The organism is Hymenobacter siberiensis, from assembly GCF_018967865.2.
Classification (GTDB): domain Bacteria; phylum Bacteroidota; class Bacteroidia; order Cytophagales; family Hymenobacteraceae; genus Hymenobacter; species Hymenobacter siberiensis.
The window spans coordinates 2,997,494-3,014,806 of the sequence record NZ_JAHLZY020000001.1 but is presented as its reverse complement, the minus strand read 5'-3'; the positions used below and the strand labels follow the sequence as shown (position 1 = coordinate 3,014,806).

Genomic DNA, 17,313 nt, shown 5'->3' with positions numbered 1-17,313 from the left:
AGTCCAACGTCGTTTTATTCTGAAAAAATATGTCCATCGCCGATAACATCCAACGCATCAACGCCGAGCTGGCCGGCACCGCCGCCCGCCTCTGCGTCGTCACCAAAACCCACCCCGTCGAGCTGCTGCAAGAGGCTTATGCTGCCGGGGCGCGCTGCTTTGGCGAAAACCGGCCCCAGGAAATGGCCGCCAAGCAGCCCCAGCTACCTGCCGATGTGGAGTGGCACCTCATCGGCCAGCTCCAGACCAACAAGGTGAAGCTGCTGGCCCCGTTTGTGCACACCATCCAAAGCATCGACAGCCTGAAGCTGCTGCGCGAAATCGATAAGCGTGCCGCCGAAAGCAACCGGGTTATCAATGGCCTGCTGCAGTTTCACATCGCCGCCGAAGAAACCAAATCCGGCCTCTCGCTGGCCGAGGCCGAGGAAATGCTGGCCTCCGAAGAGTATCAGCAATTCCGGAATGTGCGCCTTACCGGCGTGATGGGCGTGGCCACCTTCACCCCCGATGAGCACCAGCTGCGGCAGGAGTTTCAAACGCTGCACGGCTACTTCGACCACCTGAAAGCCACGTATTTTGCCGATTCGCCGGTATTCTGCGATATTTCGATGGGCATGAGCGGCGACTACGCGCTGGCCGTGGCCGAGGGCAGCACGCTGGTGCGGGTGGGCAGCGCCATTTTCGGCCGCCGGGGATAAGGGGTGGCCGCGCTCGGCGAACCTCAGCGTTGGCCTCCGCGACTTCTGCGGGAATCGGTATTAGCATAGGCCACCAAGCGCGGCGGTAGAAATTATCCTATCTTCCGTCCCTCGTCCGCCGCAAATTCCCACCATGCCTGCCACCACCGCGTCTTCGTTGCCCCCACCGGCCATTGTGGCCAACCAGCATATCTACGACGACTATTTCCGGGAAGAATTCACCCAAACGCTGGATGAGAACATCCTGCAGCTGCTCGACCGCGTGTGGTTCCGCTCCGAGCTGGTGGGCTTCGAGCACTTCCCGCAGCGCAACAACCCCGACCGGCCGCTCATCTTCGCCAGCAACCATTCCGGCATGGCCTTCCCCTGGGATGCCATCGTGGCGCTGTCGCACCTGTGGCGCCACCTGCTGGCCAAGAATGGCAATATCAGTGACTTGCCGCGCCCGCTCTCGGCCCCGCTGCTTTCTCAAACCGCCCTGATGAACCCGTATCTGGTGCGCGAATTCTGGAAGAAATGCGGCAGCGTGGATGCCACGACGCTGAATTTCGAAACCATGATGTACTACCAGGACCACAACCTGATGCTGTACCCCGAGGGCGTGCCCGGCATCGGCAAGGGGTTCAACCGCAAGTACCAGATTCAGCGCCTGGCCACCAGCATGGTGCGCCTGGCCCTGCAACACGGCACCGACATCATCCCATTCTACACCATCAACGCCGAATACCTTAATCCCTACGCCTACAGCTTCGAACCAATAAACCGGCTGACCAAGAAAATCGGCATCCCATTCCTGCCCCTCACGCTACTGCTGTTGCTGGTGCTCATTCAGCCCTGGGCCTTTTACCTGGCTTTTCCGGCCAAGCTCACCTTCGTGATGGGCACCCGCATCCGCCCGTCCGACCTCACCGATAAAACCGTTGATGAGCTGACCCGCGAAGAATACCTGACCCTGAGCGACCAGGTTCGCCAAAAAATGCAGACCGAAATAGATGCCGCCGTGCTCGCCCACGGCCAGAAACCCTACCGCTGGGCCGAACTTTGGCAGCGCATCAAGGAAAACCGCCGCTTCTTTCCGTTTTTCCTGCCCTTCGCCTGGCCCGCCGTGTTCACCGAGTTTGAGCGCCTCTACGTGAAGGAGGGCCGCCGCAATTTCCGTATGCAGCTGGACCGGCCCGGCGCGTGGCTGAAAATGCTCTGGCGCAACCCCATAACCCTGGCCTATTTCATCCCGTTGATAGGCTGGATTCCGCTGGCAATCAAAGGCTACAAAGGCAATAAGCTGGGGCAAAAAGCCAAGGCTTACCGGAGCAATTAGCGTTGGTTTAGAAAAACTAGCACGTCATGCTCATCTGGCGTCCGCGTAGCCGAAGCATCTCGCGTGTGGTAGTACGATTGAACTAGTGGGAGCACGCGAGATGCTTCGGCTACGCGGACGCCAGATGAGCATGACGTGCTAGTTGCCCCGCCCTCGGCGCCTTATGTGCCACCTCCCACCCTCCCACCCAAATCCCACCCAAATGCCCTCGTTTCAACACCTGCTGCTCAAGCAGTTTCTCACGGCGGCAGCCGCGCCGCTGGCCCGCCGCAAGCCCAGCGTGGGGGCCATTCGGCTGGCCATGGAAACCGGCGCACTATTCCAGTTTATGCCCTGGAAGGTGAATCTGGAGAGCTTTCGGCTCGATAACCGCCTTGAAGCCGAATGGCTGCGGCCCCGCGCCGCGCACGCCACGCGGGTGCTGCTTTACCTGCACGGCGGCGGCTACGTGCTGGGCTCGCTGAACACCCACCGCAGCCTGGTGGGCAGCCTGGCCCAGCGCACGGGCCTCAATGTGCTCACCATCAACTACCGCAAGGCCCCCGACCACCCGTTTCCAGCCGCGCTCGACGATGCCCGCCGGGCCTACCGCTGGCTGTTGCGCCACGGCCACCAGCCACACAACATCGTGGTGGGTGGCGACTCGGCCGGGGGCGGCCTCGCTCTAGCGCTGCTGCTGGCCCTGCGCGATGCTGGCGAAGCTCTGCCCGCCGCCGGCATCGGCCTCTCGCCCTGGACCGATCTCAACCTGCCCATCACCGCCCTGCGCCGCGTGGCCCGCGAAGAAGGCCTCCTGCTCGAAGCCCTGCAAATGCGTACCTGGGGCCCCCTCTACGCCCACAAAACGCCCCTCACGCACCCGCTGCTCTCGCCCGCGCAGGCCGATTTGCACGGCCTGCCGCCGCTGCTCATCCAGATTTCCACGGCCGAAGTACTGTATCACGACGTGGTGAAATTCACCCGCAAAGCCCAGGCTGCCGGGGTGCTTGTAACCCTGCAACCATTTGAGGGACTGGTGCATTGGTGGCACCTGTTCTGGCGCGTGGTGCCCGAAGCCCGGCAAGCCCTCGACCAGGTGGCGGCCTTCCTGACGGAAATGTGGGCCCAGCCGATGGCCGCGCCCGTGCGCCTGCCGCTGGCCGAGCGGCGCGTGTCGCTGCGTCGCCGCGCCGCATAAGCTGTCGCTGAACGCGTTGTGCAGCGTTGGGCCGAAGGTGAAATATTCAGAAAATTGAAAAATAAATTCTCTTTTTGATGATTTTAGGCCACTTTTGAAGAAATCCGGCGTACACCGCTCAACTATGTTGGCGCGTGTATGTAGGTTTGTATCGAATTTAGTCGGCTTGCATACTACTTTGGTATGGCAACAAGCTTTTATACAGTAGGTTCCATTTTATTTCTTTCACTCCAACTCGTTTCCTGCATCATGGAAGATTTGTTTAAAAAGTTCGTAAATGCTGGCGTCGGCTACATCGCCCAGGGCAGTAAGTCGGTCCAGAGCACCATTGAGAAATTGGTGAAGGACAATAAGATGACTCAGGCCGAGGGCAAGAAAATTGTGGATGAGCTGCTGAAAAGCGGCGAAACCAAACGCGTTGAGCTCGAAAAGCAGTTCCAGGGCATCGTGGACCGTGCCAAGAGCACCGTGGGCCTCGCCGATGCCAAGCCTGCCAAAGGCAAAAGCGCCGCCAAAAAACCCGCTGCCAAAGCTACTGGTGTAGTACAAGCTGCTAAAACCACCGCCAACCAGGCCGCCAGCCGCGCCGCCGGTGCCGTGAAAAACGTGGCCGACCGCGTGAGCGCCGCCGCCGGCACCGCCCAGAAATCAACCGCCGCTACGGCTGCTGCCGCTGCTAAACCTGTTGCCAGGCCCGCCGCAAAATCTGCCGCCAAGCCAACTGCTACGGCCGCCAAAGCTGCTGCCAAACCGGCCGCGAAGGCCGCCGCGAAGCCTGCTGCTTCGACTGCTGCGACCAGCGGCGAGGGCAACTCGTAGTAATTTGCCTGCTAGTGCAAAACCCCGTTTGCTGTTCGCAAGCGGGGTTTTTTGTGTAATACCACCGGCCCGAAACGGAGGCATAGCTCGTCCGAATCCGTGAAATCAGTTTAATCTGCGTAAATCTGCGGTCAATGTTTAAAAATACGATTTCCAACCTCTCCCGCATTCGGCAGGTGGCCGAGGTACTGCTGCGCTACGGCTTTGAGGATGTGGTGACGACCACGCCGCTGCGCCGCCTCGTGAGCCAGGCGCGCCGCCTGAGCTGGCATCGGGCCGAGCGGCAGGTGTTTGAAACCACGCGCTGGGAGCGGGTGCGCCTCATTATCGAGGAGTTAGGCCCCACCTTCATCAAGCTGGCGCAGGCCATGAGCAACCGGGCCGACTTGCTGCCCGAAGCCCTGATTGATGAGTTTGAGAAGCTGCAGAGTAATGTGCCGCCCTTCGAAACGGCCCTGGCCCGTCAGATTATCGAGGAGGAGCTGGGGCGGCCGATTTCGGAGGTCTTCAGCGAGTTCGATGATACTACGCTGGGCTCGGCCAGCATCGGGCAGGTGCACCGGGCGCGGCTGCTCACGGGCGAGGAAGTAGTAGTGAAAGTGCAGCGCCCCGGCGTGCGCGAAAAGGTGCGCTCCGACCTGGCGTTGTTGCGCGAGCTGGTGCGCCTCACGGCCGGCTTCCTGCAAAAGCAGGGCCTGGCCAACCCGCAGGATATCGTGGATGCCTTCGAGCGCAGCATGAGCAAGGAGCTGGATTACACGGCCGAAGCTCGCTCAATGGAGCAGTTTCGCAAGCTCTACGAGAATTACACCACGTTCTACGTGCCCAAGCCCTACCGTGAGCTGAGCACAGCGCGCATCCTGGTGATTGAGTACGTGAGCGGCTGCAAGATTACCGACAAGGCGCAGCTGCTGGCCTGGGACCTGAGTCCCGCTACGGTGGCCGAAAATGGCATGGACATCTACTTGACCCAGATTTTTGAGTTCGGGATTTTCCACGCCGACCCGCACCCCGGCAACGTGCTGGTGCGCCCCGATGGCACCATCGTGCTCATCGATTTCGGCATGGTGGGCCGCCTCACCAAGCAGCAGAAATATGCCTTCGCGGGCGTGTTCATCGGCATGGCGCGGCAGGATGCCCGCAGCATGGCCCTGAATTTCAGACGGCTGGCCCTCACGGCCGAAATCCCCGACATGCGCGCTTTCGAGTCCGACCTCAGCCAGCTGATTGAGGATTTCGCTATGCTCGACGTGAAGGAGATGAGCATGAGCGACTTGGCCGACGCGCTCCAGGGCATCATCTACAACTACAAGCTGCAGGTGCCGGGCGCGGTGTTTCTTATCCTGCGGGCGCTGGTCATTCTGGAAGGCATCGGCAAGGTTTTGCACCCGAATTTCAACACCTTCGAATTTGTGGCCCCCTACGGCGCCAAGATTATCCGCGAGCAATACTCGCGCGAAAACCTGCTTACCGAGGCCGAATACACGGGCACGCAGCTGCTGGCCCTGCTGCAAACCCTGCCCGCCGATGTGCGTCAGATTGTGCGCAAAATCAGCAAGGGCGAGCTGCGCCTGAAGTTCGAGCTGGTGGGCTACACCATGTTGCTGCGTAAGGCCGACCAGCTGGTGAGCCGCACCATTCTGGCGCTGCTGTGCGTGGGCGGGCTGCTGTTTTCGGGGCTGTCGCTGCTGGGCCACTACTCGGCCGCCATGCCCTACCACCGGGGCGTGCCCGAAATAACGTGGTGGAGCCTGGGCGCTACCGGCTTCCTGCTGCTGATACTGCTGCTGCTGGGCACCCGGCGGCGCGAGAAGTCGTAATGTCAGCGCTGGCGCGAGTTGAGGCAAAGCCGGAACTCGTGCCAGACTTTCGGGGAGGCTGGGCCTCCCATTGGGACGGGGCGGTCGAGCTTGCTGCTGGCGCGGCAGGGGAGGCGCAGCCTCCCACTATATCAGGCACGGGTTACGGCTTCGCCTCAACTCGCGCCAGCAGGCCAGCAATTCAGTCAACGACTGAATTTGAACTAAGGGTTTGGCTGTGGGCCTTGCGTGGTTCGACCTTTGCGGCTGTGCGGGGGTATTTCGGCCCGCCTGCTGCAATATCTGCTTCCTTCATCGCCCGCGTCGCGTTTGCTGTTTTTGGAATTTTATGGGGATTGATGCCGCATTTCTCCGTTGCCCAGATGGTGCCAATCGGCCCGCCGGTACTGCGCGAAGCCAGCCTGCGCACCGATACCGCCACCTACTTGCTGAGCCGCAACACCACGCTGGTACAGGGCATATCCACGCTGTACTTCTGGTTCCGGCGCGACGATGAAACCGTAGAGCTGCGCCTCTGCCCGGCCAACGGCAGCAGTACCAAGCCGTTGCGCCTTCGTCGTAACCCCGATTTTCAGCAGCTCGACTCGCTGACCCGGGAAGGCGACGGTAGTTTTCGCACGCGCCTCAAGTTTCAGAACCTGACCAGCAGCCGCTTCCTGCGCCTGGTGGTGGAGCAGGCCGCCGATTCGGCCGGGCGCGAGCCACGCCGCGAGGTGGTGCCGCTGTTGCTACTGGTGTACACTGCGCTGGCGCTGCGAGTGGCTGATAACGAATTGTTTGTGGGCGAAGAAAAGGCGTTTTAGCTCATCAGCTCGAACACGCACAACGTGCATGCAACCGGCGAATGGGTGCGCGGCGCCGATTTCGACTACCTCCTGGTGGCCGAGGCCAACGGCACCCTGCGCCTGCACGTGCTGCCTAACCAGCTGGGCCTGCACACGCTGGCCGTGAAGCTGCAAACCGAGCGCCCGATTCTGCTGGCCGGCAACCGCATCAGCTACTAAGCTGCCGGTGCTGAAGCAGGATTTCAACGTGAAGTCCAGCCGCCTGCGCTTCCTGTCGCCCGACAAGCGCAGCGTGACCATGGACGACGTGAGCCGCCGCAAGGGCACGGAGTTGATTCTGGACAACGGCTGCAGCTTTGACCTGCGCCATGCCTACCGCGTTGAAGACCAGGAGGAACCCGGCGGAGAGCTCATCGCTGAAATATTCACCCGCCAGTTTCTCAGCAACGACCGGGTGCTGTGCTACCTGCGCCCCTACAACACCCACCGCCAGACCGAAGGCTACCTCTACATCAAGGAAAATGACGTGGCCCGCTACCTCACTAACTTGGATATAACGCCCCAAACCGTGATTCGGAACGTGCAGGTGCTGCACCGGGGCGGCGAATGGACGTCCGGCCTGAGCGTGAGTCCCGGCGAAACCGTGGACGTGCGCCTCGAAGGCGAGGGCCTGCAAAAAGCCCGCATCTCGTTCGAGGACTTGCCGGTTATTCCTTCCGATTCGTCGGTGCGGACCGATGCTCGGCTGGTGTACCGCGTGCGGGTGCCGGTGAGCTATGATAAGCGGAAAAGCAATGTTTACAACGCGGGCCAGGCTACGAGCTACGCACTGAGCATTAAAGAGTTTCAGCGGCCGCACCCGCTCGATTTCGTGTCGGTGGCGTATGGCGACGCGGCCCGGCCCATCACGCGGCTCAACGGTCCGGTGCTTTACGACGGCACTATTCGGGACGTGGTGTTTCAGTTCAACCCCAACGCCATTGATACGCCCGATTTGCTGTTTGGCAAGCAGTACCTGACGTTCGAAATCCGCACCCTCAACAGCAAGGGCGAGCTGATTGAGCTGCGCAACGTGGAAAGTCTGCTGGCGTGCCCCGGCGACAACTCGCCCCGCGCCGCTTTCTACCAGGACAAGCAGTGCCGCACCGACCCGCTCAGCCTAAACTCCCTGCTGGGCCGCAAAACCTACGACCTCGACGAATGGAGCCGCATCGTGGTCACGGTCAAGCATAAGTCCAGCCAATACGCCGAGCCCGGCTACACCCAAACCGTAGAGCTGGTGCTGAAGCGCCGCTACAAGTTCGACATCGACGTGAGCTTTCCGGCCGGCCTGCTCACCCACAAGCAAGGCGACTCGGGCTTTGGCGACCTGGGCGGTATCTCGCTGGCCACGCTGGCCCAGTTCAGCTTCTACAGCCCCAACAAAATCAACCGGCTGCGGCCCTATAAAATCGGGGCGGGCTTCGTGGTGCTCAATGCTTTCAACCTGGGCAGCAGCAGCACCAACCGCGATTTGGGCGTGGTGATTCTGGGCTCGGTGTACCCCACGCGGCGCGAGGCCAAGTTCACGTTTCCGCTCTACCTGGGGGGCGGGTATTTGCTGGGCACCAGCCGGTGGTTCTACATGCTGGGGCCGGGTATTGGGGTGCGGCTGTAGCGTGGAAAGCATGGGCGGGATAGCGGTAGTCGTCTGGCTTTTCCAGTCATTGGCATAAAAGCAGAAGGGTAGGCACAATTGGGCGGTAGTTTTGAGGCATGAAACCAACTCGTTCCGCTGTTCTTTCCTTTTATTGGCTGGCTCAATCTATTTGTGGGGGGCGCTGGCCCTGGCTGTCGGCCGGCATCATACTGGCCGGTGCTATGCCGCAAACGGCTCAGGCCCAGGGCCGCGTCACCATCAGCGGCACCATTAAGGATGCCAAAACGGGCGAGGACTTGACCGGCGCTTCCATCCGCATTCTGGAGCTGCCGGGCACGGGCACCGCCGCTAATGCCTACGGTTTTTACACCCTCACGCTGCCGGCGGGCACCTACATGGTGGAGGCCAGCTTTGTGGGCTACGCCGCCCAGCCGCGCCAGGTGACGCTCGACAAAAGCCAGCGGCTCGATTTCAAGCTGGCCAGCGGCGGGCAGGAGCTGAACGAAGTGGTGGTGACCGGCCGCAGCAGCCAGGCCAACATCAGCAAAGCCCAGTCGGGCGTGGAAACGCTGGATATGAAGCAGATTGCCAAGGTGCCGGTGCTGTTTGGCGAGAAGGACGTTATCAAAACCCTGACTTTGCTGCCGGGCATCAAAACGGCGGGGGAGGGCAGCAGCGGCTTCTCGGTGCGCGGCGGCAACGTGGACCAGAACCTGATTCTGCTCGACGAAGCGCCCGTGTACAACGCCTCGCACCTGCTCGGCTTCTTCTCGACGTTCAATTCCGACGCCATCAAGGACCTGACGGTGTACAAGGGCGGGATGCCGGCGCAGTACGGCGGGCGGCTGTCGTCGGTGGTTGATATTAAGATGAACGACGGCAACAACCAGCAGCTGCACGGCAGCGGTGGTATTGGCCTCATTGCCTCGCGTCTGGCGCTGGAAGGGCCGATTGTGAAGGACAAAGGCTCGTTTCTGGTGACGGGCCGCCGCACCTACGCCGACATCTTCCTGAAGCTGTCGAACAACGAAACTACTAAGAACGCCCGGCTCTACTTCTACGACTTCAACGCCAAAGCCAACTACACGCTCGATGCCCGCAACCGCATCTACTTCTCGGGCTACCTGGGGCGCGACGTATTGGGAATTAATACTTTCGAGAATAACTACGGCAACCAGACGGCCACGCTCCGCTTCAACCACCTGTTCACCGACCGGCTGTTTTCCAATACTTCGTTCATCTACAGCAAGTACGATTACCAGATAAAAATTCGGGTCAACGACTCCGATTTCAGCATCGATTCTAAGATTAAGGACTGGAATCTGAAGCAGGATTTCGAGTTCACGCCCAGTTCGAAGCAGACGCTGCGCTTCGGGCTGAATGCCATTTACCACACCATTACGCCCGGCCACGTTACGGCGGCGGCCGATGCGGCGGTAAATTCCACGGCCGATAAAACCAACTATTCGCTGGAATCGGCCGCCTACGTGTCGCACGAGTGGGCGGCGACGGACAAGCTGGATTTCACCACGGGCCTGCGAATTTCGGCCTTCAGCCTGCTGGGCGCGGGCACGTATTCGAACTATAATCTGGCCGGCACGGTGCTCAGCAGCCAGAGCTATTCGTCGGGCCAGGTCATCAAAACCTACCTGAACCTGGAGCCGCGCCTGGCGGTGAGCTACCAGCTGTCGGACAATACGGCCCTAAAAGCCGGCTACGCCCGCAACGTGCAGAACCTGCATTTGCTGAGTAACTCGGCCGCGTCGTCGCCCACCGATTTGTACGTTCCTACCACCAACAACGTGAAGCCCGAGCTGGCCGACCAGCTGTCGGGCGGCTATTTCCGTAAGCTGGGAGTTAATCAAGGCTACTCGTTTTCGGCCGAAGTGTACTACAAGTGGCTGCAAAACCAGATTGACTACCGCGACGGCACCCAGCTGCGCGGCAACCAGGATGTGGAAAGCACGCTGCTCTACGGCAAGGGCCGGGCCTACGGCATCGAGCTGCTGCTGAAAAAGGAAACCGGCCGCCTCACCGGCTGGGTGGGCTACACGCTGAGCAAATCGGAGCGGCAGTTCACCGATATCAACAGCGGCAGCTGGTTCAACGCCCGGCAGGACCGGCCCAACGACCTTTCGGTGGTGGGCGTGTACCAGCTTTCGCCCGCCTGGAGCCTGTCGGGCACCTTCGTGGCCAGCACCGGCAACGCCGTGACCTTCCCCGTGGGCAAGTACCTCGTGGCCGGGCAGGTGGTGAGCCTCTACGGCCAGCGCAACGCCGACCGCCTGCCCGGCTACCGCCGCCTCGACGTGGGGGCCACCTTGGAGAAGCCGCAGAAGGAAGGCCACCGCTTCCACCACAGCTGGAATTTCTCCATCTACAACGTCTTGGGCCGCGAAAATCCCTATAGCATCACGTTCGAAACCAATCCGAACGACGCCTCGCGCACGCAGGCGCTGCAAACCGCGCTGTTCCGGATGGTGCCCTCGGCCACGTACAATTTCAATTTCTAAGGCAAAAGTTTCAGAACGAAAAAAGCGCGGTCATGCTGAGCAAAGCCGAAGCATCTCTACCGTGTAAGTAATCAAATCGAATGCAATAGTTGTGCGGTAGAGATGCTTCGGCCTCGCTCAGTATGACGCTCCAGATTCTCTTTATGGAAACCCCAACCCGTTTCACCCTGCGCTGCCTGGCCGCTGCCGCCACCCTGCTGCTCGCCGCGTCCTGCCAGAAAGTCATCACCCTCGACCTGCAGGCCAGCGCCCCGCGCCTGAGCATCGAAGGCAACCTGGCCGACGACGGGCAGCCCTGCACCGTGCTGCTGGCGCGTAGCGTGAGCTATACCGATACCAATGTTTTCCCGGCCGTGAGCGGGGCTGTAGTCACGCTGAGCAACGACGCGGGCGGCCTCGAAACCCTGCGCGAAACCACCACGCCCGGCCAGTACCGGGGCAGCACCATTCTGGGCCAGCCGGGCCGGCGCTACACCCTGCGCGTAGAGGCCGATGGGCAGGCCTACGTAGCTGTATCCACGCTGCCCTCGCCGGTGGTGCCGCTGTCGGGCCTGCGGGTGCAGAAATCGGCTATTGGCAGCAATATTCAGGCGCTGCCGGATTACCTGGACCCGGCGGGCACGCGCAACTACTACCTATTCCGGCAGTACCGCAATGGTCGCCTGAACAAGAATGTTTACCTGCAAAACGACGAGTTCACCGACGGCAAGCCCAACGTGCGTGGCCTGGGCACGGGCGGTGGTGGCGGCGGCGGCAGCACCGATGCCGACAAGCTCGTGGCCGGCGACAGCCTGCGCGTAGAAATGCAAAACGTAGACGTGAACGTGTACGAATACTTCCGCACCCTCAACCTGACCTTGCAGGGCGGGGGCATGGCCACGGCCTCGCCGGCCAACCCAAAATCGAACTTTACGGGCGATGTGCTGGGGTATTTCAGCGCGCATTCGGTGCGGCGGCGCACCATCCTGGTGCCGAAATTGTAAAAAAAATGATGTCAAACTATTGGCTTTTTCAGCCGCCGGCTCGCAGTAGCTGTTCCCGTAGACGACTATTTATTCACGATTCACGAAAGATGTGATGCAATAATTCCAGTAGGGAAGTCATTAGCGCTAGTATTTAATCGCGCCATTGAAATGCAGAGTATATGATAAGTTTTGATTAGGTATTAAAGCTGTTTAAGAAGTCGGTTCTGGTTCGTGGCTCCGGTCTGACCGCCCTAGGCGGTCAGACCGGTTGCCGTTAGCATCGCCCGAACAACCGCAGGCGGCGTTCTGGCGGCAACCGGTCGGACCGGAGCAACGCCATATTCAAAACAGCTTCATTATAAAAATATGGCTAGCGGAACTTGAAATACCTCGCTGATTTTTTGCCCCAGCATTATGAAGCTGTTTAGAAAGTCCCCGGACGGTCATGCAGAGCGCAGCGAAGCATCTTGCTCGCATCGTTGAACGGGCCTGACGAGGTGAGCAAGATGCTTCGCTGCGCTCTGCATGACCGTTTGAGCACCTTTTGTGACTTTCTAAACAACTCCTATTGCATATTCTTCTTCATCCAAACTGAAACGTTGCAGAATTATTCCTTGTGCAGAGTTGCTTCTTGAAAGCATTAATATATAATGGCCAATTTTATCCTCACGCATTCGCCCAGGTTTACCTGATGCTATTATTTCCGAAAAATACTTGATAGTAACTCCAGTTACAGGAGGCAGCATTTCCCAAGTCCCGAACCTAAACTGAAATAGTCCTGTGTAAATGCGGTAGCGCTTGCCAGGCAGGTCCAAGCTAATTCCTTTGTACATAAATCCCAAGCTGACTCCTAATAGCAGCCCGAAGAGTCCTGTAAACAAGTTGTTGCAATAGACCCAATAGACTCCTGCTGCTGCGAAGACAATAGCAGCCATCGTTTCTCTAGTCAAAAACCTGGGGCTGTTAATGTCAATATTTGTCATAGTAATAATTGCGTGAAAAATAAATACCCCGAGAGCTAGCTCATCGGGGTATTATAATCTGATTAGCGCTCAATTAGCAGTTATTGCAGCTTCATATCCGCAATTATCGCCTTGATTTTCTCGTGGCCCAGGCGGTTGGCCAAATCATAATCCACGGCGGATTTCAGCGGCTGCTTCACGCTGAAGTAGAACTTAATTTTGGGCTCGGTGCCGCTGGGGCGGGCCGAAATCTTGCTGCCGTCTTCGGTGAGGAACTGGAGCACGTTGGAGCTTTCCACGCCGGTTTCGGTGCTGAGGCCGGTGGCCAGGTCGTGGATTTTGCCGGTTTTGTAGTCGCGGATTTCCACCACTTTCAGGCCCGCGATGTGAGCGGGCGGGTTGGCGCGCAGGCTGGCCATCATTTCCTGAATTTCCTCGGCACCGCGCTGGCCTTTTTTGGTGAGGGAAATCAAATCCTCCACATATAGGCCGTAGTGGGCATACATGGCCACCATTTCCTGGTAGAGCGTGCGGCCCTGGTCCTTGGCTACGGCGGCCATTTCGGCCACCAGCGCGCAGGCCGAGATGGCGTCCTTGTCGCGTACGAAATCGCCGATGAGGAAGCCATAGCTTTCCTCGCCACCGCCGATGTAGGTTTCCTGGCCTTCCAAGTCGCGAATCAGGCCGGCGATGTACTTGAAGCCGGTGAGCGTGCGGTAGCTCTTCACCTGGTATTCGTGGGCAATATCACCGAGGATTTCGCTGGTCACGATGGTGTACACGATGAAATCCTGCGGCGTGCTCTGGCCGGCGCGGTGCCGGGCCGAAAGCAGGTAGTTGGTAAGCATGGCGGCCGTCTGGTTGCCATTCAGCAGCACCCATTCGCCCTTATCATTTTTCACGCCCACGCCCACGCGGTCGGCGTCGGGGTCGGTGGCCAGCACAATATCGGCGTTGGTGGCTTGGGCCTGGTCGAGGGCCAGCTGCATGGCGCTTTTCTCCTCGGGGTTGGGCGACTGCACGGTGGGGAAGTTGCCGTCGGGCGTGGCTTGGGCCTGCACCACGTTCACGTTGGTGAAGCCAAATTCGCGCAGCAGGCCCGGCACCAGCGTAATGCCCGAGCCGTGAATGGGCGTGTACACGATGTTCAAATCGTGCTGGCGCCGAATGGCGGCCGGGTCGATGCTGAGCTTTTTGGCTTCGGCGAAATATTTCGCGTCCATATCGGCCCCGATGCGGATAATCTTCGAATTATCGGCCGCAAATTTCACCTCGTTCGGGCTGGTGATTTTATTGACTTCGATAATAATATTCGTGTCGTGCGGGGCCACCACCTGCGAGCCATCGTTCCAGTACACTTTATAGCCGTTGTACTCCTTGGGGTTGTGCGAAGCCGTTATTACACAGCCGCTTTGGCAGCCCAGCTCCCGAATGGCGAACGACAATTCGGGCGTGGGTCGCAGGCTGTCGAATAAATACACGATAATGCCATTGGCCGAAAAAATACCAGCCGCTATTTCGGCAAATTCGGGGCTGTTGTTGCGGCTGTCGTGCGCGATGGCAACCTTGATTTCCTGATTGGGAAAGCTGTGCAACAGGTAGTTGCACAGGCCCTGGGTGGCCATGCCCAGCGTATAGCGGTTCATGCGGTTCGAGCCGGGGCCCATGATGCCGCGCAGGCCACCGGTGCCAAATTCCAGGCTGCGGTAAAACGCATCGGTGAGGGCATCGTCCTGACCGGCGGCCTGCATATCGCGGATGGCCTGCTGGGTCTGGGCGTCGTACTCGGGCGTGAGCCAGGTGCTGATGGTGTGTTGGATTTCAGGGGAGAGGGGCATGGGAGGGAATTAAGGAGGGTTGGTCAGCTCAGAAACGGCCGTAAAGGAAAGAGGTTTGGATGAAAAACCGGCACGTTGGCCCCTGCGCCGGCGGGTGGAGGCAGGCAATCAGCTCACTGCCAGTACACCCCTACGGAATCTCTATTTTTCTCGAAAATGTACCGGCCTCAGCGTCAATAGTCAGCAGATACATGCCGGCTGCCACCTGCGACGTGTTTATTTCCACGGTTTTTTCGGCCGCCGCCATGCGGGTTTTGAGGATGGTGCGGCCCTGCAAATCCCGTAGCGTGAGGGTGAGGTTGCCGGGTGGGCCATCGGCCCGCTCAAGGCGCACGCTGGGACCGGCCGGGTTGGGGGCAATGATGAAGCCGCTCACCCGGCCGCGCCGGCTGCGGGTGCCCGTGGGCACGGCTGGGGCCAGCCAGCGGCTGGTATTGAGGGCGTAAAGCCGCTGCGGTACCGTAAAAATGGTAGTGAGGCGCTCGTTGGAAATAAACACGCGGTAGCGGTCGATGAACGTGAGGCCCTCGGCCTGGCCAATAACCAAGGCATTGGGCAGCTCAATCCGGCGCTTGTTGCCCTGCAGAAACCGGCCACCCTGAAAGTCCGACAGCAGCCACAGAAAGGTGGACCCGGTGCTGCTGTTGTAGCCCAGCAGGCCCGCGGCCGAGTCGGCGGGGTTGATATCGGCGGCGGTAATCAGGCCGTTCACATTAAATGTGCCTTTGAGGTGGGCAATGCACGCGCCGGGCTGCGCCGGAATGGTGTAGTACTTGGTTTGGTGGTCGGCCCAGTTCTTGGTGAAGAGGTGCAGCGAATCGTTGAAATAGAAAAATGCCTCGCAGTCGAAGTTGTGGTTGTTGGTGCCGGGGGCATAAGTGGTTTGGTCGGGGTAGCTGAAGGCAATTTCTTCGGCAGTCACCGAGTCGGAGGCCGCCGTACCGATGGCCGATTTCAGCACCCGCAGCACCCGCAGGTCGCGCCGGTTGCCGTTGTTGTTGCCAAAATCGCCCACGTACAGGTACTGGGCATCGGCGGCGATGTCCTCCCAGTCCACGTTCGGGAAATTGGTGATGCGGACCTGTTGCAGCACGCTGCCCGAGGCCGAATCGACCCGGAAGAGCACCGGCGCGTTGCCGCTGTCGTTGAACGTCCACAGCGCCTGCCCGGTGAACTGCAGCCCCGACGATTCAGGCACGGCGCTGGCCAGCGCAGCTTTGGTCACCAGCGCCGTGCTGGTGCCCGCGTACTGGCACGAACCATCGTTGACGGTGGCGGTGGGGTTGAAATTGGTGGCACGCGGGTCGGTGCAGCCGCTTTGGGCACGGCCCGAAGCAGCCGTGAGAACCAGCAGGAGCAGGAAAAGAGTAGCGGTTTTGACCATGGCGGCACCAAAAGAAGAACGTCATGCTTCATCTTGCGTCCGCGGAGTCGAAGCATCTCTACCACAATAGTAACTCATTACTACTGCGGTAGAGATGCTTCGACTGCGCTCAGCATGACGTTCCGGGAGCTGCCGTCGGCTTGCGGCGGGCTTACAAGTTGCCGCGCAGCGCCTGCTCGCGCTCAATGCTCTCGAACAGCGCCTTGAAATTGCCCTTGCCGAAGCTCTTGGCCCCTTTGCGCTGGATGATTTCGTAGAATACCGTGGGCCGGTCCTCCACGGGCTTGGTGAAAATCTGGAGCAGGTACCCTTCCTCGTCGCGGTCCACGAGCAGGTTCAGGGCTTTCAGCGATTCCAGGTCTTCGTCAATCGCGCCGATGCGCTCCAGCAGGTCTTCGTAGTACGCGCCGGGCACGGACAGGAAATCTACGCCGCGGCGGCGCAGCTCGGTCACGGTCGCGCGGATGTCGTTGGTGGCAATGGCGATGTGCTGCACGCCGGGCGAGTGGTAGTAGTCGAGATACTCCTCAATCTGCGACTTTTTCTTGCCTTCGGCGGGCTCGTTGATGGGGAATTTCACGTAGCCGTTGCCGTTGGAAACCACCTTGCTCATCAGGGCCGAATACTCGGTGCTGATGTCCTCGTCATCGAAGGTGAGGAGCAGCTTAAAGCCCATCACGTCCTCGTAAAACTTCACCCACTGGTTCATTTCCCCCCAGCCCACGTTGCCCACGCAATGGTCGACATGCAGTAGGCCCACCGGCGCGCCCTGCGGCACGAGGCTGCTCTTGGCCACGTAGCCGGGCAAGAACGGGCCGCTGTAGTTGGTGCGCTCCACGAAGGTGTGGATGCTTTCGCCATAGGTATAAATACCCGATAGCGTTACGCTGCCATGCTCATCATCAAGGGTATAGGGCTCGAAGGCCGATTTGGCACCGCGCTTGGTGGTTTCTTCCCACGACTGGCGGGCATCGTCCACCCACAGGGCCATCACCTTCACGCCGTCGCCGTGCTGGGCTACGTGGCGGGTAATCTCAGAATCGGGCAGGAGGGAAGTGGTGAGCACGAGGCGGATTTTGCCCTGCTGAAGCACGTAGCTGGCGCGGTCGCGCAGGCCCGTTTCGGGGCCGGCGTAGGCCACCAGCTCGAAGCCGAATGCCGCCTGATAGAAGTAGGCCGACTGCTTGGCGTTGCCGACGTAGAATTCGACGTAATCGGTGCCTTTGAGGGGAAGGAAATCCTGGGCGGGCTGGGCTAGTACTGCCGGCGAGGTCATGGTTTGCATGGGTGGGAAGGGAAAATTGGCGGGGTGAATGACTGGGTAAAAATACGGCTTTCATTGGTTTGGGGCGACAATTGGCCAAAACCAGCCCAAACCCGGAGCCCCAATGGCGC

Annotated in this window: 14 protein-coding genes; 10 read left to right on the top strand and 4 right to left on the bottom strand. The window is 59.9% G+C overall.

The window, feature by feature from the left end:
* The first annotated feature begins 29 nt into the window (after window positions 1–29).
* From KQ659_RS13360 to KQ659_RS13315, 10 genes are all read left to right on the top strand, one after another.
* Window positions 30–698 (top strand): YggS family pyridoxal phosphate-dependent enzyme, encoded by a 669-nt coding sequence (locus KQ659_RS13360; RefSeq protein WP_216680603.1) that lies wholly within the window; start codon window positions 30–32, stop codon window positions 696–698.
* A gap of 133 nt (window positions 699–831) precedes the next feature.
* A complete protein-coding gene (locus KQ659_RS13355; protein WP_226915518.1) occupies window positions 832–2,016 on the top strand; it encodes a lysophospholipid acyltransferase family protein in 1,185 nt (394 codons plus the stop codon).
* Between the two features lie 202 nt (window positions 2,017–2,218).
* Window positions 2,219–3,193, top strand: coding sequence for an alpha/beta hydrolase (locus tag KQ659_RS13350; protein WP_216680604.1), 975 nt, complete (start codon window positions 2,219–2,221; stop codon window positions 3,191–3,193).
* A 249-nt stretch (window positions 3,194–3,442) separates the two neighbouring features.
* Window positions 3,443–4,012, top strand: coding sequence for a phasin family protein (locus KQ659_RS13345; protein WP_216688407.1), 570 nt, complete (start codon window positions 3,443–3,445; stop codon window positions 4,010–4,012).
* Between the two features lie 134 nt (window positions 4,013–4,146).
* Window positions 4,147–5,832, top strand: a complete 1,686-nt coding sequence (locus KQ659_RS13340; RefSeq protein WP_216680606.1) for an ABC1 kinase family protein — start codon at window positions 4,147–4,149, stop codon at window positions 5,830–5,832.
* A 338-nt stretch (window positions 5,833–6,170) separates the two neighbouring features.
* Window positions 6,171–6,635: a hypothetical protein gene (locus KQ659_RS13335; RefSeq protein ID WP_216688408.1), complete on the top strand. Its 465-nt coding sequence runs from the start codon at window positions 6,171–6,173 to the stop codon at window positions 6,633–6,635.
* 24 nt (window positions 6,636–6,659) lie between these two features.
* Window positions 6,660–6,836, top strand: coding sequence for a hypothetical protein (locus tag KQ659_RS13330; protein ID WP_216680609.1), 177 nt, complete (start codon window positions 6,660–6,662; stop codon window positions 6,834–6,836).
* 7 nt (window positions 6,837–6,843) lie between these two features.
* Window positions 6,844–8,274: a hypothetical protein gene (locus tag KQ659_RS13325; RefSeq protein ID WP_216688409.1), complete on the top strand. Its 1,431-nt coding sequence runs from the start codon at window positions 6,844–6,846 to the stop codon at window positions 8,272–8,274.
* Between the two features lie 203 nt (window positions 8,275–8,477).
* The gene (locus KQ659_RS13320; protein WP_216688410.1) at window positions 8,478–10,769 is read left to right on the top strand and encodes a TonB-dependent receptor; all 2,292 of its coding nucleotides are present in this window, start codon (window positions 8,478–8,480) and stop codon (window positions 10,767–10,769) included.
* A gap of 143 nt (window positions 10,770–10,912) precedes the next feature.
* On the top strand, window positions 10,913–11,752 hold the full coding sequence (locus KQ659_RS13315) for a DUF4249 domain-containing protein (RefSeq protein ID WP_216688411.1): 840 nt from the start codon (window positions 10,913–10,915) through the stop codon (window positions 11,750–11,752).
* Window positions 11,753–12,288: 536 nt separating this feature from the next.
* Here KQ659_RS13315 and KQ659_RS13310 read toward each other — a convergent pair.
* The 4 genes from KQ659_RS13310 to hppD form a co-directional block, all read right to left on the bottom strand.
* The gene (locus KQ659_RS13310) at window positions 12,289–12,717 is read right to left on the bottom strand and encodes a hypothetical protein (RefSeq protein ID WP_216688412.1); all 429 of its coding nucleotides are present in this window, start codon (window positions 12,715–12,717) and stop codon (window positions 12,289–12,291) included.
* 80 nt (window positions 12,718–12,797) lie between these two features.
* A complete protein-coding gene (locus tag KQ659_RS13305; RefSeq protein ID WP_216680614.1) occupies window positions 12,798–14,534 on the bottom strand; it encodes a phospho-sugar mutase in 1,737 nt (578 codons plus the stop codon).
* 130 nt (window positions 14,535–14,664) lie between these two features.
* Window positions 14,665–15,918 (bottom strand): T9SS type A sorting domain-containing protein, encoded by a 1,254-nt coding sequence (locus tag KQ659_RS13300; protein WP_216688413.1) that lies wholly within the window; start codon window positions 15,916–15,918, stop codon window positions 14,665–14,667.
* A gap of 151 nt (window positions 15,919–16,069) precedes the next feature.
* Window positions 16,070–17,203, bottom strand: a complete 1,134-nt coding sequence (hppD, locus tag KQ659_RS13295) for a 4-hydroxyphenylpyruvate dioxygenase (protein ID WP_216688414.1) — start codon at window positions 17,201–17,203, stop codon at window positions 16,070–16,072.
* Window positions 17,204–17,313: the final 110 nt, after the last annotated feature.